Origin of the sequence: Paradesulfitobacterium ferrireducens (assembly GCF_017310645.1) — a bacterium.
GTDB classification, from domain to species: Bacteria; Bacillota; Desulfitobacteriia; order Desulfitobacteriales; family Desulfitobacteriaceae; genus Paradesulfitobacterium; species Paradesulfitobacterium ferrireducens.
In genome coordinates this window covers 91,769-111,767 of the sequence record NZ_JAFLRH010000022.1, presented here as the reverse complement: position 1 = coordinate 111,767, position 19,999 = coordinate 91,769, and the positions used below count along the sequence as shown (strand labels likewise).

The 19,999-nt window shown below is 49.3% G+C and carries 24 protein-coding genes and 1 tRNA gene; 6 read left to right on the top strand and 19 right to left on the bottom strand.

Translation table 11 applies throughout. The features are described 5' to 3' along the window. Nucleotides 1–17 precede the first annotated feature (17 nt). From J0X21_RS09260 to rhaI, 15 genes are all read right to left on the bottom strand, one after another. Nucleotides 18–1,007: a sugar ABC transporter substrate-binding protein gene (locus J0X21_RS09260; protein WP_206811914.1), complete on the bottom strand. Its 990-nt coding sequence runs from the start codon at nucleotides 1,005–1,007 to the stop codon at nucleotides 18–20. Nucleotides 1,008–1,099: 92 nt separating this feature from the next. Then, nucleotides 1,100–1,474 (bottom strand): sensory rhodopsin transducer, encoded by a 375-nt coding sequence (locus J0X21_RS09255; protein ID WP_206811913.1) that lies wholly within the window; start codon nucleotides 1,472–1,474, stop codon nucleotides 1,100–1,102. Between the two features lie 27 nt (nucleotides 1,475–1,501). Further along, a complete protein-coding gene (locus tag J0X21_RS09250) occupies nucleotides 1,502–2,275 on the bottom strand; it encodes a DeoR/GlpR family DNA-binding transcription regulator (protein ID WP_206811912.1) in 774 nt (257 codons plus the stop codon). A 75-nt stretch (nucleotides 2,276–2,350) separates the two neighbouring features. Beyond that, nucleotides 2,351–3,553 (bottom strand): acetate/propionate family kinase, encoded by a 1,203-nt coding sequence (locus J0X21_RS09245; protein ID WP_206811911.1) that lies wholly within the window; start codon nucleotides 3,551–3,553, stop codon nucleotides 2,351–2,353. Between the two features lie 14 nt (nucleotides 3,554–3,567). After that, nucleotides 3,568–4,116: a BMC domain-containing protein gene (locus J0X21_RS09240; protein WP_206811910.1), complete on the bottom strand. Its 549-nt coding sequence runs from the start codon at nucleotides 4,114–4,116 to the stop codon at nucleotides 3,568–3,570. Between the two features lie 5 nt (nucleotides 4,117–4,121). Further along, the gene (locus J0X21_RS09235) at nucleotides 4,122–5,456 is read right to left on the bottom strand and encodes a 4Fe-4S dicluster domain-containing protein (protein ID WP_206811909.1); all 1,335 of its coding nucleotides are present in this window, start codon (nucleotides 5,454–5,456) and stop codon (nucleotides 4,122–4,124) included. A gap of 11 nt (nucleotides 5,457–5,467) precedes the next feature. Further along, on the bottom strand, nucleotides 5,468–6,889 hold the full coding sequence (locus J0X21_RS09230; RefSeq protein ID WP_206811908.1) for an aldehyde dehydrogenase: 1,422 nt from the start codon (nucleotides 6,887–6,889) through the stop codon (nucleotides 5,468–5,470). Between the two features lie 16 nt (nucleotides 6,890–6,905). Beyond that, on the bottom strand, nucleotides 6,906–7,175 hold the full coding sequence (locus J0X21_RS09225; RefSeq protein WP_206811907.1) for a EutN/CcmL family microcompartment protein: 270 nt from the start codon (nucleotides 7,173–7,175) through the stop codon (nucleotides 6,906–6,908). Nucleotides 7,176–7,180: 5 nt separating this feature from the next. Then, nucleotides 7,181–7,882, bottom strand: coding sequence for a phosphate propanoyltransferase (pduL, locus tag J0X21_RS09220; RefSeq protein ID WP_206811906.1), 702 nt, complete (start codon nucleotides 7,880–7,882; stop codon nucleotides 7,181–7,183). 14 nt (nucleotides 7,883–7,896) lie between these two features. Continuing rightward, nucleotides 7,897–8,166, bottom strand: coding sequence for a BMC domain-containing protein (locus tag J0X21_RS09215; protein WP_206811905.1), 270 nt, complete (start codon nucleotides 8,164–8,166; stop codon nucleotides 7,897–7,899). 1 nt (nucleotide 8,167) lies between these two features. After that, the gene (locus J0X21_RS09210) at nucleotides 8,168–8,473 is read right to left on the bottom strand and encodes a BMC domain-containing protein (RefSeq protein WP_328812629.1); all 306 of its coding nucleotides are present in this window, start codon (nucleotides 8,471–8,473) and stop codon (nucleotides 8,168–8,170) included. Between the two features lie 48 nt (nucleotides 8,474–8,521). Further along, on the bottom strand, nucleotides 8,522–8,788 hold the full coding sequence (locus J0X21_RS09205) for a BMC domain-containing protein (RefSeq protein ID WP_328812627.1): 267 nt from the start codon (nucleotides 8,786–8,788) through the stop codon (nucleotides 8,522–8,524). Between the two features lie 31 nt (nucleotides 8,789–8,819). Next, the gene (locus J0X21_RS09200; protein WP_206811902.1) at nucleotides 8,820–9,665 is read right to left on the bottom strand and encodes a class II aldolase/adducin family protein; all 846 of its coding nucleotides are present in this window, start codon (nucleotides 9,663–9,665) and stop codon (nucleotides 8,820–8,822) included. A gap of 78 nt (nucleotides 9,666–9,743) precedes the next feature. After that, nucleotides 9,744–11,213 carry a rhamnulokinase gene (locus J0X21_RS09195; protein ID WP_206811901.1) on the bottom strand — a complete coding sequence of 490 codons (1,470 nt, stop codon included), beginning with the start codon at nucleotides 11,211–11,213 and terminating at the stop codon, nucleotides 9,744–9,746. A 15-nt stretch (nucleotides 11,214–11,228) separates the two neighbouring features. After that, the gene (rhaI, locus tag J0X21_RS09190) at nucleotides 11,229–12,443 is read right to left on the bottom strand and encodes an L-rhamnose isomerase (protein WP_236006171.1); all 1,215 of its coding nucleotides are present in this window, start codon (nucleotides 12,441–12,443) and stop codon (nucleotides 11,229–11,231) included. A gap of 526 nt (nucleotides 12,444–12,969) precedes the next feature. On the opposite strand from rhaI, the gene J0X21_RS09185 reads away from it, so the two are divergent. The 6 genes from J0X21_RS09185 to J0X21_RS09160 all read left to right on the top strand — a co-directional run bounded on the left by J0X21_RS09185 (nucleotide 12,970) and on the right by J0X21_RS09160 (nucleotide 16,930). Then, nucleotides 12,970–13,194: a hypothetical protein gene (locus J0X21_RS09185; protein WP_206811900.1), complete on the top strand. Its 225-nt coding sequence runs from the start codon at nucleotides 12,970–12,972 to the stop codon at nucleotides 13,192–13,194. Nucleotides 13,195–13,425: 231 nt separating this feature from the next. Continuing rightward, complete coding sequence (locus J0X21_RS09180; protein WP_206811899.1) at nucleotides 13,426–14,136, top strand: response regulator transcription factor; 711 nt, start codon at nucleotides 13,426–13,428, stop codon at nucleotides 14,134–14,136. Further along, nucleotides 14,129–15,538, top strand: coding sequence for a sensor histidine kinase (locus tag J0X21_RS09175; protein WP_206811898.1), 1,410 nt, complete (start codon nucleotides 14,129–14,131; stop codon nucleotides 15,536–15,538). Before J0X21_RS09180 ends, J0X21_RS09175 begins: the two co-directional genes overlap by 8 nt. 69 nt (nucleotides 15,539–15,607) lie before the next feature. Beyond that, a tRNA-Ala gene (locus J0X21_RS09170) sits at nucleotides 15,608–15,683 on the top strand. 138 nt (nucleotides 15,684–15,821) lie between these two features. Further along, complete coding sequence (locus tag J0X21_RS09165; RefSeq protein ID WP_206811897.1) at nucleotides 15,822–16,601, top strand: tetratricopeptide repeat protein; 780 nt, start codon at nucleotides 15,822–15,824, stop codon at nucleotides 16,599–16,601. Between the two features lie 146 nt (nucleotides 16,602–16,747). Further along, a complete protein-coding gene (locus tag J0X21_RS09160) occupies nucleotides 16,748–16,930 on the top strand; it encodes a hypothetical protein (protein ID WP_206811896.1) in 183 nt (60 codons plus the stop codon). A 54-nt stretch (nucleotides 16,931–16,984) separates the two neighbouring features. On the opposite strand, the gene J0X21_RS09155 is transcribed toward J0X21_RS09160, so the two are convergent. From J0X21_RS09155 to J0X21_RS09140, 4 genes are all read right to left on the bottom strand, one after another. Beyond that, nucleotides 16,985–18,562 carry a prenyltransferase/squalene oxidase repeat-containing protein gene (locus J0X21_RS09155; protein WP_236006170.1) on the bottom strand — a complete coding sequence of 526 codons (1,578 nt, stop codon included), beginning with the start codon at nucleotides 18,560–18,562 and terminating at the stop codon, nucleotides 16,985–16,987. Nucleotides 18,563–18,637: 75 nt separating this feature from the next. Further along, nucleotides 18,638–19,078 carry a ribonuclease HI gene (gene rnhA, locus J0X21_RS09150; RefSeq protein WP_206811894.1) on the bottom strand — a complete coding sequence of 147 codons (441 nt, stop codon included), beginning with the start codon at nucleotides 19,076–19,078 and terminating at the stop codon, nucleotides 18,638–18,640. A gap of 67 nt (nucleotides 19,079–19,145) precedes the next feature. Then, entirely contained in the window at nucleotides 19,146–19,601 is a 456-nt protein-coding gene (locus tag J0X21_RS09145) for an N-acetyltransferase (RefSeq protein WP_206811893.1), read from the bottom strand. 92 nt (nucleotides 19,602–19,693) lie between these two features. Then, on the bottom strand, nucleotides 19,694–19,858 hold the full coding sequence (locus J0X21_RS09140; RefSeq protein ID WP_206811892.1) for a hypothetical protein: 165 nt from the start codon (nucleotides 19,856–19,858) through the stop codon (nucleotides 19,694–19,696). Between the last annotated feature and the right edge of the window lie 141 nt (nucleotides 19,859–19,999).

The window sequence follows — 19,999 nt, the reverse complement described above, 5'->3', positions numbered from 1 at the left end:
TACCTAAATAACTTTAGTTATTTAGCAGGGTAATATTTATCTACGTTCGTTTTATCGATAACAATGTGTTCTGGGTGATTTTCCTTGGGTACAGATTCCCCTTTGAGAATCTTATCAGCTAAAGCCATTACATATTCGCCATACTTCTCGGGGAAATAGGCAACGGAAGCTTTCCAGGCATTGTCCCCTTTACGCAGGTTGTCGAGGAAAGGACCTTCCGCTCCTTGGCTGCCAATAACAGCATCATTTTGACGGCCGGTCGTTTCCAGGGCTGCAAGTGCTCCGGAACCATTTTGGTCATTGAGGGTTCCAATTAAAATGTGACGGTCATTGGGATGGGCCGTAAGCATATCGGTAACTTTGGTTTTAGCGTTAATCTCGTCATTACGCCCGTCAACACGGATAATTTTCTTCTCATCAAAATTAGGGAGTACTTCTTTGACTCCTTTGACAATTCCGTCCATCCGTTGCTGGGGAACTTCCCCGGCGGTTGGGTTCTCTACGAGTACTAAATCATCCACTTGGCCATTCCAATTAGTCTTGGCATAATTAGCCAGCCACAAACCGAGCTGACGGCCGGCCTCCGGATTGTTAGCACCAAAGAAAGTCGCTCCCGGGTGCGGAATATCGATTGCAATAACCGGAACCTTGGCCGCATTCATTTTATCCATGATAGCCGGTCCGACACTGGAGTCTACGTTAAATTCCACAAAGAGGTTAATACCACGGGTGAGCAAGGTATCCGCATTCGTTACAGCCGTTGCTCCATCAAGTTTGTTGTCTACGGCTATGATATCCCAGCCGCGTTTTTGGGCCTCGGCAATCATACCTTTCTTGACAGCTTGTCCGAACGTAATCTCGTCGGTCAGGTTGGCAAAACCAATCGTGACCTTTTTGTTGCCAGCTGCTTTAGCATTATCGGCATTATTGGCAGTCTGTCCGCCGCAACCGGCAAGAGATAATGCTAGCACTGCAACTAATCCAACTGAAAACAACTTTTTGAACATACTAACCCTCCTCATAATTTTTTGAATAAAACCCAAAAAGAAAATCTATTAAATATTTTTAGGGGTTCACCTCCTTAAGCTTCTACAAAAACTCACTCCTCATAATACGGAATGGTTGTCATCAGGGTGAAATTGGGTTGAGCCACATCCAGGCGGGAATATTGGACCGAAACGTTGGTATCGCTTTCGATCTTTATGCCATAAGGAACATCCCGTGGAATAACTGTTCCACCCAAGTCCTCCGGATGATCAAGTCGGATGTGCTTTGAACGCTTAGCAGGAACAACCACAACAATATTTTCCCAAGGATCATGATCCGAGAAGTAAAATGACAATTGAAGCGCAGCATTCTTAGATGTTGTATTTAAGACACAAATGGCTTCATGTCCTTCGTACTTTTCGCCTTTGCCGCTGCTCGGCAAATATGCATCAGGGATAAACCAAACCTTAGCTCCTTCTTTACCCATTACTAATCCCCCTTTCTCGTTAAACGATTATCTATCTGCTCTAACAACATCTATTCCAAGCGCCCGGTATTTCTCGACCTCCTGGTCCGGCGTACCTATATCCGTAATCAGTTTCTGCACCACGGAAACCGGGGCCACCGTGGCCAAAGCCGCCTGACCGAATTTATCATGGTCCGCCAATAGAAAAATCTCCTTAGCCGCCTTGAAAAATTCGCTTTTCATGGTTGCTTGCACATCGGTTGATTCCGTAATGCCTTCTTCTACAGTCAGCCCTTTGCAAGATACAAAAGCTTTTTTTATGTTATAGTTGGACAAGGCATTTTCCGCAATCGGTCCGACAAAAGACATGGTTCTGTGCTGCAGAACTCCTCCGGTGCTGATCACCGTGATATCCTGGCTGTCCATGAGGGCCATCACAACCTTCAGGGCGTGGGTAATGACGACAATGTCCTTCTTACCGCTCTCCTTAAGGCATTGCGCAACCTGCAAGGCGGTGGTGCTGGCATCTAAGGCAATGACCTCGCCCGGGGAGATGAATTCGATGGCCTTCAGGCCAATCATGCGCTTTTCCTCATGATTGTGCATATTGCGAATTGAAAAGGCTGTCTCCTGCTGGTCAACCGCGTTTTTGACCGCTCCGCCATGGGTGCGGGTCAAATACCCGTCTTTTTCGAGCTGTTCCAAGTCCCGACGGATTGTTTCCTCCGTTACTTGCAGCAAACCGCTCAAATGGGCGACTTTCACGCTTCCATGCTCATCCAGGAGTCGTATGATGTTTTTGCGACGGTCTTGGGCTAACATCACTCACACCTCAATCTAAAAATTTTAGGAGTCAGTAATCGGGAGTCAGAAATGTTTTAGTGGAGACAACAGTATTTAAGAGGAGACAACTGCATAAGTCTCGTGCGCAATGACCATCTCTTCATTCGTATTGACCACTAACACCGGTGTCCGAGCTTCGACCTTGGAGACAAGGCCCTCTCCCCGCAGGTTTTGGTTAAGCTCCGGATCAAGAGAAATTCCTAAGAACTCCAGTCCCGCGCATATTTTGGCACGAATTACAGCGCTGTTTTCTCCGGCGCCGCCCGCAAACAGGAGTAAATCAATCCCTCCCATGGCTGCGGCATAAGCGCCGATGTATTTTTTCACCCGGTAGGCAAAGGCGTCCAGTGCCAGGCGGGCGCGGTAATTGCCCCGGTTGGCCTCGGCTTCGATCAAGCGCAGGTCGTTGCTCACTCCGGAGATGCCCAGCCACCCGCTTTGGCGGTTAAGGACATGATCCATCTGATCGGGGGTAAGCCTTTCCTTGCGCATGATATAGGTGATGGCTGCGGGGTCTAAATCACCCGCGCGGGTCGATTGAATCAATCCTTCGGTAGGGCTTAATCCAGTCGAAACGTCCAGCGAGCGCCCATAGGCCAGGGCGTTGATGGTGGTGCCGCTCCCCAGCATGAGAGAGACCACCCGTTTCTGAGTCAGATCGAAGTTCAGAAGGGTCGCAGCCCTCTCGGTCATATATTGAAAGGAAATACCGTGAAAGCCATAGCGGCGGATCCCGTATTTCTCGTAATATTCGTAAGGTAAAGCGTAAATATAGACATAATCAGGAATATCTTTATGAAAAGCATTGTCAAACACCGCGACTTGCGGAACATTCGGCATGAGCTTCCGGCAGGCTTCAATTCCTTTGATGTTCGCCGGATTGTGCAGGGGCGCGAGTTCAATATGCCGGTACAAAGCGGCCATCAGTTCAGCATTGATTGGAAAGGATCCGCGAAATTTCTCCCCCGCTTGAACTACCCGGTGCCCCACTGCGTCAATCGCGCCGTAATCCTTAAAAGCACCGATTTCCGGATCAATCAACAACTTAAGAACCTGCCTCAGTCCCGCTTCGTGGTCTGAAACCCTAACCTCAGACGTATACATGGGTCTGCCGGTTACTTGATATTTAATTACAGAGTGAGGTGCGCCGATATTCTCGACCGCCCCTTTCGCCTCAATGTTCTGACAGTCAGGCTGCCAGGAAATCACCTGATATTTTATTGATGTTCCACCGCAGTTTATCACCAGAATGCGCATGCCTGATCCCTGCCTTATACTAGCTGCTGCCAGAGCTCGCGGTGCGGATTGGGAATCACGGCCTGATCCACCAAGGTTCCTTCTTCGGCTAAAGCCTTGGTCACCGCTTCCACTGCAACCGTCACCGAACCGACGTCCCCGTTGAAGGTGACAAATGATTTTCCCCCCAGGCCGCGGGCAAGGCGGATCTCAATCAGCTCAACCTGGGCTGTTTTGGCGGCAAGATCTGCAGCAACCACAGCCGCTGCAGCCGTAAATGTCTCAATAATACCCAAAGCTCCCTCAGGATCCACATTGGAAGTGGCATTCAAGGCCGGAAAGACTGCATCATGAACATTAGCCAGAATAAATTGGTCTATCAGAACATCCTCTCCGATCACTGTTCCGGATTCGATCGCGCTTTGAACTGAGCCGACATCCCCGGCAATTAAGACCAAAAATTTTCCGGGACAGACGGTGGCAGCCTGAAGCAGCTCTACTCCTGCGGATTTGACCACGGTATCCGCACATACCATGCCCCGGGTGACACTGCGATATTCGAGTAAACCGATAGCCTTTTTCATTCCTGTCACCTCGCAATCACGATCTGGGGTGCAACCTGAAGTACCGTACCGGTAATGCTTGCATGAATCCTGCTTCCCAACTGGCCTGACGGAACCTCGGCCACAAGCACCCCGGCCGTTACCCTGGCTCCAGGCTCAACAACCGGGGTGCACGGTAGGCCTACGTGCTGCTTTAATTCAAGCCGAACCTGATCCGGTTCGAACTCCCGGCTGCTTAGGGGAGCGGGTTTATGATAACTCTCCAGCCCCAAACGCGGGATTAAGCGTTTAATGGGGATTTTGCGCAGCTCTCTTTGGGAAGACGGCTTGCCTTCGCCGCCCGGAGCCTGGCGAAAACCCTGTTTGCCCAATTCCCTTTTTACGGCTGCATTGAGCTGGCGCGGGGAAATATCCATGACGCAGGCGTAGACATCGCACACAGCGCATTCAGAACAAAACTGAGCACCGGTGAGGCCCTTAAAATCGCTGCCTACATGATGGACCAAGCTGCGCAAGATGCGGTGGGGCTCAATGGTATGCCCAAGCAGGTGCCTGGGACAAAGGTCGGTGCAGGCAGAACATTGGCAGCACACGGACATGGCTCGTTTGAGCATGGTGCTTGACGGAACATCCTTCTTGCGCCAGAGCCGGTGCTCCGCGGGTAATACGATCAATCCTTTGGTGGTTTTGGTAACTCCCCGCTCCAAATCATAAACCTCTTTGCCCATCATCGGGCCGCCTTCAAGGACGCGGAAATGTGCAACCGTGCTGCCCCCTGCCAACCCCAGCACGCTGTTGATTGGGGTGCCCAGCGGCACTTTAACCGTGACCGGATTGGCAACCGCTCCGGCCACCGTCACGTATTTATGCGTCACAGCCTCATGGTTCAAAGCCCGGCTGATATTAAGCAAGGTTTCGACATTGAGGACGATAACCCCAACCTGGAGGGGAATCCCTCCCTGAGGAACCACTTTGCCCAAGACTTCATACACGAGCACCTGTTCATCCCCTGCGGGATAGAAATCGCCCAGCCGCGCAATTTCGAGCTTGCCTTGATGCAGATCCAGGGCTGCGACTGCTTGCTCTAAAATCGCCAGTGCCGCCTCGTATTTAGCCTTGACCCCGAATATTCCTTTGCCTGCTCCGGTCGCTTCCACTACAAGGGCCAGGGTCTTGACCAAGGCCTGAGCTTCCTGCTTCAGAAGCTGCTGGTCTACCTGGAGTAATGGTTCACACTCCGCTGCATTCACCAGCACAGTCTCACACCTGTTATTCAACTTTACATGGGTGGGAAAACCGGCGCCCCCGGCGCCGACAATCCCGGCTGCTTGAACTTTATCTACTAAGGTGGCTAAGTCCATAGTTTTGCTCCTTAGACAATTCTAAGCGCACGGCGGCCAACTGCTAATCTTCGCTCTCTGGTGTAAGTCCGGGGTGTCGCCACTCCCTCCCCAGTGGGGCTGGCAATCGTGTGGGAATACACGCCTTCCCCTTCCACGGCCAAGCCGGCAGAAGACGGGGCATTGGCCACGACAAAGGTGGTGTTGATTGCCCGGGCATAGCGGGTAATATGCTCTACATTTTGAGAATGAATCATAGCCGTGTGTCCGCACCCTTGTTCAGCTTCAACGGCCAGTTTGACTGCGGCCTCAAAATTGGGCACGCGGACCAAAGGCAAAATCGGCATCATCTGTTCAATTTTCACCAGGGGATGATCCGCCGGAACCTCAATGATAATGGTTCGAATATCATCACTCGCTTCGATTCCGAGTTCCCGCAGGAGCACACTCGCATTCTTTCCGACGTATTGGTGGTTAATATGGCCGCCTTTGGTGACGAGCGCGGTTAAGCGGTCAATATCTTTTCCAACCAGCCGGTAGGTGTTTTGCTTCTCCAGTTCAGCCAGGAGGCGATCCGCTTTGCAGTCTACCGCAATAATTTCTTTTTCTGCAATACACAGCAAATTATTGTCAAACGAATGGCCGACTACAATATCCCGGGCTGCCTGTACGGCGTCAGCCGTTTCGTCAACCACAACCGGTGGGTTGCCGGGACCGGCTGCGATGGCCTTCTTGCCGCTGGCGAGGCTCATTTCTACAACGGCCGGGCCTCCGGTGGCCACGATCAAGTTAATTCCCGGATGTTTCAGAACCTTATCCAGGTCTTCTAAGTTCACTCGATCTAAGACGACCATTAAATTAGCCGGCCCATCCAGATCGATAATCGCTTTATTAAAGGCGCGGACAACCGTATGAGCGGCACGCAGTCCTTTGGGGTGGGGGAGAAAGAAAATCGAGTTGCCTGCAGCGATCATGGTAATGGCGTGGTTGATCAGGCAGGCCACCGGATGGGTTGCCGGTTCAATGGATGCAATCACTCCGTAGGGGGCTCTATCTACCAAGACCACTCCGTTGTCCCCGGTTGCAGAATTGGTTTTTAAGTCCTCGATCCCCGGGCTTAAACGGGCTGAGTTGATATTTTTCTGGGTTTTGTCCGCTACCCGGCCCATGCCCGTCTCTTCATATGCGAGCCTGGCCCATTCCTTGGCATTTTTAATAGACACTTCCCGTATGGCTTCAATGAACTCTGCCCTTTTGTCCAGAGATAAGTTAGCTAATTCCCTCTGAGCAGCTGCCGCAGCCTTAACCGCAGCATTAATCTCATGGAATACTCCCAAATCACCGGCTGGCTGAATATTGAGATTCAAGCTATTCAGCGGGTTTGGCTCGTTCTTTTGTACTTGCTCTAATACTTTGCTGACGATTTGTGCGATTTTTGCTTCAGATATTTCCATCCCTAATCACCTACCCCTACTCACTACCCGAAATCTTCACGGTATCTACAATCCCTACAATCGCTGCATCAATCGGAGCCTGTTCCTTATGCAGCGCCAGGCGGGCTCCGCTTCCCAATGCAACAAGCACTGTCTCACCGACACCGGCCCCGACCGTATCAACAGCAACAAATACTTCTTCCTTCGCGGGAGTGTAAAGCGGTTTGAGCACAAGCAGCTTCTGTCCAACCAGGGTTTCACTTTTCCTTGTGGCGACCACCGTGCCCACAACCTGTCCTAAGATCATTCGGCTCACTCCCCGTCCACAATTTCGACATAGCCGCCGCAAGCTAAGCCAACGGCATTGGCGTCATCGGTATCGATATGCATCATTAATTTGAATTTATCCGAAACCCGTATTTGCACATCACCCAACAGGGCAGGCCGGTCTCCGTCAACCCGCACCATCACCCGCTGGTCATCCTGAAGCCCCCATTGTTTAGCTTCCGTTGCCGGTACGTGGATGTGCCGGTTGGCTATAATGCACGATTCCGGCAAAGTAATGGAACCTTTCGGCCCAACCAGGGTGATAGTGGCCGAGCCTTTAAGCAGCCCTGATGGCCGGACAGGGACATTAAGGCCTAAAGTGACAGCATCGGTGCGCGAGACCTCGATCTGAGTGTGCGGGCGTACCGGCCCCAGAACTCTGACATTGCTCAGCGATCTTAGTTTCGGTCCGACCAGGGTCACAACTTCTTCTGCTGCAAATTCCCCCGGCTGGTATAAATCTTTTTGCTTATGCAACCGGTGCCCTTTGCCGAAAAGAATATCGATCTCAGGCTGTGCCAAATGCACATGCCTCACGGAAACCGAAACAGGGACAATCTTGGCGCCGACAGCCAAATTCGGCTGTGCTTTGGAATCCGGCAAGGTTTTTGTATGTGGGAGAGAGTGACTGTTTAACTGGGCCATCACTTCCTTGGTGATTAACTCAACTAATGCGGCCTCGTTCATTGCTCGCTCATCCCTTATCCTAAGAGTTTTTCGACATCAACATGGGGGCGCGGAATGACATGGGCGGAAATCAGTTCGCCCAGGCGTCCGGCAGCTTGGGCACCTGCTTCCACGGCAGCCTTGATTGCGGCTACATCACCGCGCAACATAACGGTAATAAGTCCGGAGCCGATTTTTTCCGTACCGACCAGAGATACATCAGCTGCTTTCAGGGCTACATCAGCTGCTTCGACAGCAGCAACCAGACCTTTGGTCTCGATCATTCCCAATGCTTCTCCATTCATCTTAATCAACCCCCTTAGATTTTGCAGTTTTCGCGCCGGCAGGGAGCATTTTCTCGACATCAGCATGCGGTCTCGGAATCACATGCACCGCTACCAGCTCACCCACGCGCTGGGCGGCCTCTGCCCCGGCTTCGGTCGCAGCCTTAATCGCCCCGACTTCTCCGCGCACCATCACCGTAACCAGCCCCGAGCCGATTTTTTCCGTACCTACCAGAATTACGTTGGCCGCTTTCAGCATGGCATCTGCCGCCTCAATTGCGGCCGTCAATCCTTTGGTTTCGATTAAACCCAATGCACTGCTCATCACTATTTCCTCCTAAAAATCAATTTTGCATTAAAGCTTATTTGAAAAGACTTATACATCTTCGCTTACAGCCAGTGCAGGTCTGGCAATCACTCTGGAAGCATACACGAGCGTCAACCGGGAAACCGCTTCCGCAGCGGCGCTGATCGCAGCCTGAACGGCTGCCACTTCTCCGGTGAATTTTACCGTGACCAGGCCGCTCCCTTTAGTCGGCTCATATCCCAGTACCGTGACATCCGCCGCCTTCACAGCCGCATCTGCCGCCTCAATAGCTGCTACCAAGCCTTTGACCTCAATCAAGCCCAAAGCACCTTTCATCATTTTTTCCTCCTTTCCGGTAAAGGCAAGCTTACTTACCTAGCTGGGCCAGTATGTTTTGCGTTACCTTGCTTACCAGCTGGTTAAGCTGAGCCTCATCCAGTTCAGAGCCAGACTCCTGGGCACTCTTTGAAGCAGCTGTTTCCAGATTGCAGGCCGTTTCGGCGCGGCCGATATCCGCAGCACTTCCTTTACAAGTGCATACCTGGCAATTTAAGCACTTCGGGTGTTTTCCCTTGACGCCTAATTTTTGGCGAACCTCCATCAGTTTGCCGACTTGCTCCGAATCCAGCTCGCGTTCTGTACCAAGCGTCCTGGCAGTCAGACTGATTTTAGCGAACAGCTCCATGGATTCCATTTTATAAAAAGCACTGAACACATCCGAACCCACGGTTAAAGCCCCGTGATTCGCTAAGAGAAATGCATCATGATCCTGCAGGTATTCCCGTACGGCAAGCGGAATTTCATCTGTTGACGGAGTGCCGTAGCGGGCGATTGGAATAGAGCCCAGGCTGATAATAATTTCCGGTAAAACAAAACGGTCCAAAGGAATCCCGGCCACGGCAAACCCGGTAGCCGTCGGGGGATGGGCATGAACCACCGAGCGCACATCCGGTCTTTGATTATAAACATCCAAATGCATTTTCAGCTCGGAAGACGGCTTTAACTTACCGGAAATCACCTCTCCTTTCATGTTTACTTTAATAATCATGTCCGGGGTCATAAACCCCTTGCTGACCCCGGTCGGTGTCGTGAGTACCTCATTGTCACTGATTCTGACAGTTATATTGCCGTCATTGGATGCCACGAAACCCAAGTTATAAATGCGCCTGCCGACTTCGACCATGTCCTGCTTAATTTGGTATTCCGATCGCACTACATATCCCCTCCTCAACTAATGCTACATCTGAGTTATCACTTTCTAGCCGGGCATTCAGAATTCAGGAGTCAGAATTCATGCCATAAGCTCTACAAGCTTGCGATAACCCTCATCCCACTGAGACCTGTCTTTTTGCGGAGTGTACTCTTTTGTTGAAAATGAATTCCTAACTAGCTGCGGCACCTCCGCAACTTTGAGCTCTCGGGTTGCAATCAACTGTGCGCACAGGTTTCCAATCACGGTTGCCTCGGCAGGTCCTGCAATCACAGGCTTTCCCGTGGCATCCGCCGTCATCTGGCACAAAAGCTCATTATGAACTCCGCCGCCGACTATATGGATGGCCTTAAGTGAACAGCCGCTTACCTGCTCCAGCTTCTCAATCACATAACGATACTTAAGGGCCAGACTCTCGAAAATCGTGCGGCTGATTGCGCCGGGAGCATTAGGCCTTGGCTGCCCAGTCTTAAGGCAGTAGTTTTGAATCGCCTCAATCATGTTCTCCGGAGCCAGAAAATCCGGAGCATCCGGGTCGAGCACACCTTGGAAAGGTTTTGATTCGGCAGCTAATTGCGTTAACTCGGAGTAACCCAATGCATGACCCGTCCGATCCAGCATCCGTTTAACCTCTTGCAGAAGCCATAAACCCATGACATTCTTGAGTACACGATAATCCCCATTCACTCCGCCTTCATTGGTAAAATTATAACTGCGGGTGGTTTCCGTAATCAGCGGTTTATCTGACATGATTCCAACCAGGGACCAGGTTCCGCTGGAAATATAAACATAATCTTGAGACAGATGCGGTACGGCAAAAACCGCAGAAGCTGTATCATGTTCGCCCACGGTGACAACTTTAATTGTGCTATCGCCGCCGGGAAAAACCTCGTCCCGAATCGTCCCGATAACGTGAAACGGCGTTACGATTGGCGGGAAAATTTCGGTGGGAAGATCCAGAGCCCCGAGAAGCTCTCCATCCCACGTACCTAGACTTGGGTTAAAAAGTTGGGTTGTCGTCGCATTGGTAAACTCCGCGATCTTGACCCCGGTTAAGAAATAATTGATAAGGTCCGGGAAGAGCAAAAAATCCCGAGCCTGCTCCAGGACCCAAGCTTTATGCAAGCGCAAGTACATAAGTTGGTAGATGCTATTGATTTGCATCAGTTGAATGCCGGTGCGCCCGTAGACGCTTTCCGGCGGAATAAGCTTAAAAACCTCGTCCATCATACCGTCATTATGATGATCCCGATAATGCCTGGGATTTAAGATTAAATCTCCGTTGGCATTGAGCAATCCGAAGTCCACAGCCCAACTATCTATGCCAAATGTGTCCGGAGTTCCCCTTTCGCTTGAAGTCTTAGCCAGCCCGGCCAGCACTTCATGATAAAGCCCAAGGAAGTTCCAATAAAGCGTTCCTCCTAAATTGACCGGCACATTAGCAAACCGGCTGACCTCGGACAGGGCAAGCTTGGTCCCATCATATTCGCCCAGAACGGTACGACCATTGCTTGCGCCTAAATCAACCGCAAACCCCTGCCATTGCGACATCGGATACTCCCCCCATTACCAGCTCTGTCCGCCGATACCCCTGGCCAAAATTTTCCGGCTATACGGACTTTCCAGATAAGCCTTTAAGGGATCAGGCTGCAAGCCCATTTCCTGACGGACCAGGGCCAGAAGCGGGCGTACATCTGTTTCAAACGCTTCTCTTACAATCCCCTCGGCTCGGATGACATCCCCCGCTTCCTGCGCCAATTTCAATTCTTCACGGGGCACCAGCAAAGCTTTGGCAAACGCTGTTTGGATGTTCATCACCGAGCGGATCATGGCCGGAATTTTCGGCTCAATGCAGTGGGACTGATCAATCATATAAGATATATTTTGGGCACAGTCAGCAGTCGCAGGGTCTTGCTCCCCAGCCACTAATTCCAGGGCAATCTGGAACAGCTCGTACGGGTCGATCGCCCCTACCATCAGATCGTCATCCGCATATTTGCGGTTATTAAAATGGAACCCTCCCAATTTGCCTTCGTCCAAGAGAGTGGCCACAATATGGGCCACATTTGTCCCTTGGGCATGATGTCCCAGGTCTACCAACACTTGAGCTTTATCTCCGAGTTTAAGGGAATAGTTATAGGCCATGCCCCAATCGGCCAGATCCGTATGGTAAAATGCAGGTTCAAACATCTTGTATTCAATCAAAATGCGGGCATCTTCCGGCAGTGCTTCATAGACCTGAGTCAATGCATCCATTAAGAAATGCTTGCGCTTACGGAAGTCATCCTGACCGGGGTAATTGGTGCCGTCAGCCAGCCAAAGGCTTAAAGAATCCGAATCAACCTTGCCCATAATCTCAACACATTCGAGCATATGGACCAGTGCTTTTTCCCGCACTTCGCGCCGCGGGTGGCACAAAGAACCTAAAGCATATTCATCGTCCTGAAAAAGGTTGGGATTAACCGCCCCAATACGGAGCCCCAGATCTTGGGCATGCTTTTTCAGCGCATTGTAGTCATCCACTTTATCCCATGGAATGTGTACCGCTACGGAAGGGCATACTCCGGTAACCTTATGCACTTCAGCGGCGTCTTCCAACTTTTCGTATGGATTGCGCGGAACCCCCTGCTGCTTGAACACCTTGAAACGGGTGCCGGAATCCCCATAACCCCAAGAAGGTGTTTCAATTTCCATGTTTTTCAGACGGGACTTTACCTTCTCCACATCCAGTCCTTTTTCTTCTTGAACCTTCACCCACAAACTCATTTGATCCTGTGTCATCGGTTAGGCCTCCTGCAACGTTATTAGATCCACAAATCTAAAGCAAGACATTCTTAGGTTCCCTGATTACTATCATTTGAAATATGTTTTTCTTCTATGTTTGTTTATTTCCGTTTATCTTCGTTTACCCTCAAATACCAAAAGTACTTCTGTGTTTATTATGGTATTAACTAAAAAATAAAACAAATCCAAAGAACTCTGTTTTTATCGGTTTACGTCAGTTATTTTTTTATTTACTCCCGTTTTCTCACTATTTTCTTACCTTTCCGAAAAACATTAAAAATTATCTTATAAAGACAAAAGAACCAAAAGTACTAATAATCACAAAAAGAGTTGGCTTAATTTACTCGGATACTTGGCAAAGCGAATAACCGCAAACTGGCACAATATTGAAACGAATAAAATCAAAGATCAGGACAAGGATAACCCGTGTTAAGCCTTGTATGCTTTGATTGTATTTCGGACACCCTTAACTTAAAGAGTCAAAACCTTAAAATTCTATGTAATTTTTGAACGGAGGGATTCTATGCCTGATTATATGGCCGACCGGGATGCTCCGAAAGAATTAAGGGCAATTGCCGGGGAGTGCAGTTATTTTACATCGGCATATCCGGAAGGCCGGGTGCACGACTTAATGGGTTCACCTACAGTTAGCTGTGACTTCTGTCAAAGATGGGACAATGGTTATTGTGATATCTTCCTGCGCGAAAAATACGGGGAATCCACGGAAGACAACCCGCGCATGAATTAACATTGCCCGGCCCAAAGGGGGTCGGGTATTTAGTATTGCTATATATTTCACATTAACTTGCACTTTTATTCAGTTTATGTTTACTATTAGGTAATAGCTAGCCTCATGTTATAGCATCATGTTACAGCAGATTACGATTTAGCACAGATTTATTTTGAAGATAACATGGTTGGGAATTAATTATTCGAAGATAACATGGTTGGGAATTAATTATTCTAGGAAGGGATTTATGTGCGCATTTTAGTTGTAGAAGATGAAAAAAATATCTTGAACGTCCTTAAAGCTTATTTGCAACAGGAAGGGTTCCAAGTAACGACCGCGGGCAATGGCATCATTGCCCAGACCCTCTTAAAAGAGAATGAGTACGACTTAGTGATCCTTGATCTGATGCTGCCAGGCCTGTCCGGAGAGGAACTTTGCCGGGAAATCCGTAAGACATCCGCGACTCCGATTATTATGCTCACCGCAAAAGTAGAGGAAGAAGACCGTATCCTCGGACTAAGTCTGGGGGCAGATGATTATATTACCAAGCCTTTCAGCCCTCGCGAGGTAGTGGCCCGGGTCAGAGCCGTGCTCAGACGAGCCACCGGCGCGCCTACACCTCTTGCGGATGTAATAACCTTCGATAACGGGTTAACCATTGACAATATCCGCCATGAGGTAAAATTAACCGAAAAAGAAATTACTCTGACTCCGACAGAGTTTAAGCTGCTGGGAGCTTTAGCTAAATTTCCGGGCCGGGTTTATTCCCGAGCACAGCTCTTAGAAATCATCCAAGGGTTTGACTATGGCGGGGATGAACGGGTGATTGATGCCCATATTAAAAAACTGCGGCAAAAGATTGAAAAGATACCCGGGAAGCCCCAGATCATTCTCACTGTTTTTGGCGTTGGCTATAAATTTAATCCCAACGTGGAAGGCGCGGGAGAAGACAATGCTTAAAAAACTCTTCCTGTCCACGACTGCCGTCGTCCTTTTCTCTTTGCTCTTAAGCGTTTTTTCTGTGAACCTGGTCTTTAATCAAGAATTCAGCAAGTATTTGTCTCAAACGGTTGAATCTTTCCTATCCGAATTGCCGGCGAGACTTAGTACCCTTTATCAAACGAAGGGGGGCTGGGATCGTACCGCCTTGAATCAAATGAGCAAGACCCTGCCTCTGGGTACGGAGGTAACCCTTCTGGATTCCCAGAACCAGACCGTTGCTGTATTAACCAATCCTGATACTGATATGATGTCTAATCCTGGCTTCATGATGAGTATGGGACATTCGCTCGGAAGCTGGAAGAGTAAAACGATTGAAATAAGTACACCCCAGGGAATTGTCGGCAGCGCACGCATTGTCTATCCTGCGGCGCCAAGAATTCTCAATCCCCAGGACCAGGCATTTCAATCTGCCATTCTGCGCTCCCTGATGCTGGCAGGAGCCCTGGCACTTATTTTAGGTATTATTTTGAATTACCTTATTACCCGCCGCCTGGTGCGTCCGCTTAAGCACTTAACCAAAGCCGCCGATCGTATCGGACAAGGCCGCTTTGAAGAACGGGTACCGGTTTCTGGAAAAGATGAAGTGGGCTCGTTAGCCCAGGCTTTCAATTCCATGGCCGACCGTCTGACCCATCAGGAAAAGCTGCGCAAACAATTTACCGCCGATATTGCTCATGAACTGCGAACTCCGCTGACATCTATTCGGAGTTATATCGAAGCCTTTCAGGACGGAGTTCTTCCTCCGGACGAACACAACCTAACTATATTGAACGAAGAAATCGAACGCTTAGTGGGCTTGGCCACCGACCTTAAAGATTTAAATATCTCGGAAATGGGCGGCCTTCAACTGCACTTAAGCCCGATCAATCTGGGCAAGCTCCTGGAGAAAGTAGCGTATAACTTAAGTCCTTTAATTAAGGAAAAGGAGTTAACCCTTGCTTGGGGTCTCCCGTCGGCTCCGGTGCAGCTTGAGGGCGATGAACGTCTATTAACCCGGTTGTTTTACAACATTCTGCACAATGCTTATAAATACAGCCCTGAACAATCCGAGATTAGAATTACACTTGAGCGGGAGACTGATGGAGTTAACGTGCAAATTCGAGATCATGGAAGCGGGATTGACCCGGAAGACCTTCCCTATATCTTTGAAAGGTTTTACCGCGCGGATAAATCCCGCTCCCGTGCCAGCGGAGGGAGCGGCATAGGACTGGCGCTCGTAAAACAAATTACCAACCTGCATCAGGGCTCAGTTACAGCCTCTAGCACTCCGGGTTCGGAGACGGTGTTTACGGTTAAATTGCCGTTTACGCAAAAGAATCATACCGAAAAAACCGGGCACCCTAAAAAATGGACTAAGTGAAAACATCGCAAAAATTATTTGATCTCTCTTGTAAATTCTGTGACATCGATTATAATTAATACTTGTAGTGGGGGTATAGCTCAGCTGGGAGAGCGCTAGAATCGCACTCTAGAGGCCAGCGGTTCGATCCCGCTTACCTCCACCAGTCATATCAATACTTTGAGCACTCGACGCTCGGGATTATTCCCGGGCGTTTTTTCTGTACACTTTCCTTCCAAAATCATCCAAGGAACAGTTCTAATTTCTCTCCATGACTCGTAAACATATGAAGGAGGGAAAGAACATGCAGCAAGTCAAGTATGATCCGGAAATCTTATATGTGCAAAAACTATATTTCTTTTTGTTCCTGGCCACCTTCTCCTTGCTGGCAGCGATACTCATTGGATGGCGCGTCGGGGTGCAAGGAGGAATTTTTAGTTTCCTCATCGGCTTAATCATCTCCTATGCAGCTATGCTGCGAAAGAAGACATTCAGCCCTCCCCAGAAGAAAGTGACAGTGCAGCGGATGGCCCGTGAGATCTCTCAAGATACAAGTCCATTAGCCATCTCCCGCTTTGCCAGCCAACTCTATTACTACTTGCACGAACCCGGTCAGGCCATTTCCTTGCTGGAAAAATTCTTATCAAGCCACGACCCCCTGCTCTGTGCAACCCTTGCGGATATTCTCTATAAAGAAGGCCGTACCAAACAAGCACTCTCGGTCGCCCGGGATAATCCCTACGCTTTAATTGATCCTTTGCTGCTCGCCACCCAAGGGCATATATTAAAAGAGCTGGGCAAGCTTCAGGATGCGGCAAGAATGTATGAACGCAGCCTCCGTCTGGCTAAAGAGGCGGGATTCCCGCATAATGGCGCGCACTGGTTAACCCAACACTTTCTTAGTCTGGCTTATACCGGAAGTATTCACCATGCTTTGGCGGACTGTTATCTTGCCCTTAAAGATTTTGATGCAGCCAAACAGCACTATCGTGCCGGAAATCGGCGTTTTCTAGATTTAACTTTTTGGCGTTTTCCAAGTCAATCCATTACTCGTCCGGCAAAAAACTACACAAAATTCCATTAGTTCTTCATTCTTTTTCCTTCTTTGTCCGGTTTAGCTTACTAATTCCAACAGGTTTCACCCGTGATGTTACATATAATTAACTTAAAGCCAGTCCATACGTCAGGATCCTTAACTGATAGAGAATTTAGAAACGGAGGGGTCGTAAAATGCTGTCAACTCGAGAAGAAGAAGTGTTGGGATTTATTCGCGATTTTGAAAGTTTCTCCAAGGATTATCTCATGCAAAAAGGATTAAGCCAACATGAAATCGCAAATGCCTATCTCGAATTACAATGGCAATTCCTCCACGTGATTCTGAGTAAATCATATCAATCCAGCCACACTCATTAAAGATTCGACCGGAAGCTACTTCCGGTCGAATCTTATTTTGACTCGCAACTCATTTCAATAGAAGTCGGATGCGCTTGCCTTGAGATAACGGTAATATGCGCGAATGGCGGTCAGTGCCGTGCTTAGGGGTTCTTCATAATTCCACCCTTTTGCATATACTCCGCGGTAAGCAGGCTTAAAGGCGCCATTTGCTTGTTGGTGCTCAAGCAAGTAGCGGATTCCCCGTTCCGTAATCCCAGGCTGAACACGTTTCTGGTACCTAAGCAGTGCAGCCAGCGTAAGTCCTGTCTCAACCGGACAGCCCCACCCTCCGTCTTCTTGCTGGGCCGAAAGCAAGAAGTCATAAGTTTTTTTGCGCGCGAGATATATTTGGCGAGCAGAACGCCACTGTTCCCAGTTAAACCTCCATTTGCTTAAAAGTTCCAACACTTGAGCTGTGGTGTAGAGCTCCCCTTCAAACCAAGCCGACGGGAAATCTCCCTGCTTTCTTTGCTGGGCTAAGAGCCAATGAAGCCCGCGCCCTATTGCCCGTTCCTGAGCACGGGAATCTTCCCGCCACAGAGCCTCAAGTACATGCACGGTGACATCTACGCTGGGAATATAGACCGGAAACTCACACTGGATTTGGGGAGGCATACCCTTAAAACTAGGAAACGTTCCCCAGCTTCCATCCTTATTTTGCAGTGAGCGTAACAAGCGAACGGTTTTTTCATTTTTCTGCAGCGGACTTAAGGCAACCGCTGTGTCATCAAGATCAGGATGGGTGAACGGAGGGGTGGTTCCGTAACTTCCGTCCGCGTTCTGACCCTGCTTAAGCCAAACGAGAGCCCTCTGAAGCCACGCCTGTTCTTCGGACGTTAAATCCCTTTCGGGAAGGACGTTGACCGCCCAGCCAACAGCCCAAGTATATAATTGGTCGAAGGCCGGCCAGCTTCCATCCGAATATTGCTTGCCCGCCAGCCAATGCCCGGCCTGCTCCGCCTTCTCCTTATGGTTCCGAAACCGCAGATAAGCCAAGATTCCCATGCTTGTGGCCACAATATCTTCGGCGAAAGAACCGTCAGGCATCTGCTGTAAACTTAAATAATTCAACCCTTCTGTAATACCTTTCTGGTGATCCTGTGCCGCCAGTAAGGCAGCTGCAACCACCACCGGCCTGCCATAGACGGGAAGTTTCGCCAATACCCGCTCTTCTAAAATATTGGGTAATGCAATTTCTTCCGGTGTGGGCCCTTCTAAACCGGGGACGACTCTTTGCCCAAGGGAAAGAACCATTCCGGAAAACTGGCGCGCCTGAGCTAATAACACCAGCTTGGCTACAAGTCCTCCCTGGCTTCCCTGCAGGACGGTTTGGGCAAGTTTGGTTATTTCCGGATCAGGTTTATCTCCCTCGTATTTTCCCCAACCTGTTGGCTGGCGGTGCAGCCAGAGCCAATTCGCCCCGCGCCTGGACGCCGATTCATAAGACCGACCTAAAGCGAGCAAAGCAAGAGAAGCGAGCGCTGTGGCACCGGGGCTTGCTGATACTCCGTACTCACCGTCCACCCGTCCGGCCAGTATTTGCTCCCCGCCTTTTAAGACAAAACGTTTGGCCTGAAGGAGGCTTTCTCTAACCTCGGTTTGCAAATTCAATGGCACCGTCTCCCATACTATGATCATTACTAATGATGTATGTGAGAGATGGTGCCATGGTTCCATTATCTGGTATCAATTGTGTGCAGCAATAGCTTGTCTGGCCAGGGCGTCACTACGATTATTATAGGGGTTGTCCGCATGCCCCCTGACTTTAATCCATTCGATCTTGTGTTTTTGGGCCATATTCAGTAATTCCAGCCATAGCTCCTGGTTTTCCACCGGTTCTTTCTTGGCATTAAGCCAGCCGTTTTTCTGCCAGCGCTCTAACCAGCCTTGGCGAAAGGCATTAATTAAATAAGCGCTGTCACTATAAAGACTGACCCGGCAGCTGGTTTTCAGTGCTTTCAGACCCTCTATGGCTGCCAGAAGCTCCATCTTCTGATTGGTCGTATGGGGTGCGAACCCGGACAACTCTTTTTCCACATCTCCATAAATAAGAATTGCTCCCCAGCCACCCGGCCCCGGATTACCTGAACAGGCACCATCCGTGTAAATCTTTACCTCTTTAAGCATATATTTCACCGCTCTTTTCCGGTTCTTCCATGCTCACTCCTGACTCCTCCTGACTCCTGAGTACTTCTTATTTAATGCTCTTAATCACCGCAATTTCGTCACAGTTGGGAAACTTGACGCAGTTAATACATTCTTTCCAGACTTTATGCGGCATTTCCTCTTTCCCAGCAATCCGAAAACCACAGCGTTCAAAAAATCCGGGTTGGTAAGTGAGGGCAAACACCCGTTCGCACCCCAAATCCAGAGCCTCTTCAATTAAGGTTTTTACCAAGAGCTTGCCCACACCCTGGCCTTGGGCAGTCTCAGCAACCGCCAAAGCCCGGATTTCGGCCAGATCATTCCACAAAATATGCAAAGAGGCCACCCCAATAATGGTTCCACCTTCTTCAACAATCGAAAACTCCCGAATGCTTTCATATACCATATTGCGCGAGCGCGGAAGCATCAGTCCCTGTTCCGCATATCTGTTAATCAAGGCCAGTAATGGTTCAACATCCGTGAGTTTTGCTTTACGTACGTGCATTTTTTCCCCTTCTCCCCCTATTTCGCATAATTATACAATATATCGTATAAACTTAAAACCCTTTTTATCTCATTTTTTACGTCCTTTTGAGCTCATAGGCATCCAGACACCCCGGTAGCCAGGGTAATATGCGCTCTAAATGCTCTATGTTCCGGCCCGAAATCAATGCTCTCGATCTTGGGTTCAATGGATTGCTGCAGCTCCTCCAAATAAGCAATCGTAGTCTGAGTCCAACCCACGCTGACAAATAATCTCATCTTATTCCCACCTAAACAAAAATTTCAACTTGGTCTACCCGATTTTTTTACATTTTTCTACCTGATGTTTATGTTACACTAGTGACTGGATTTTCAATCCCCTTGACGGGGTTTTTTAGGCTTTGGAACTTAGAAAGGGTT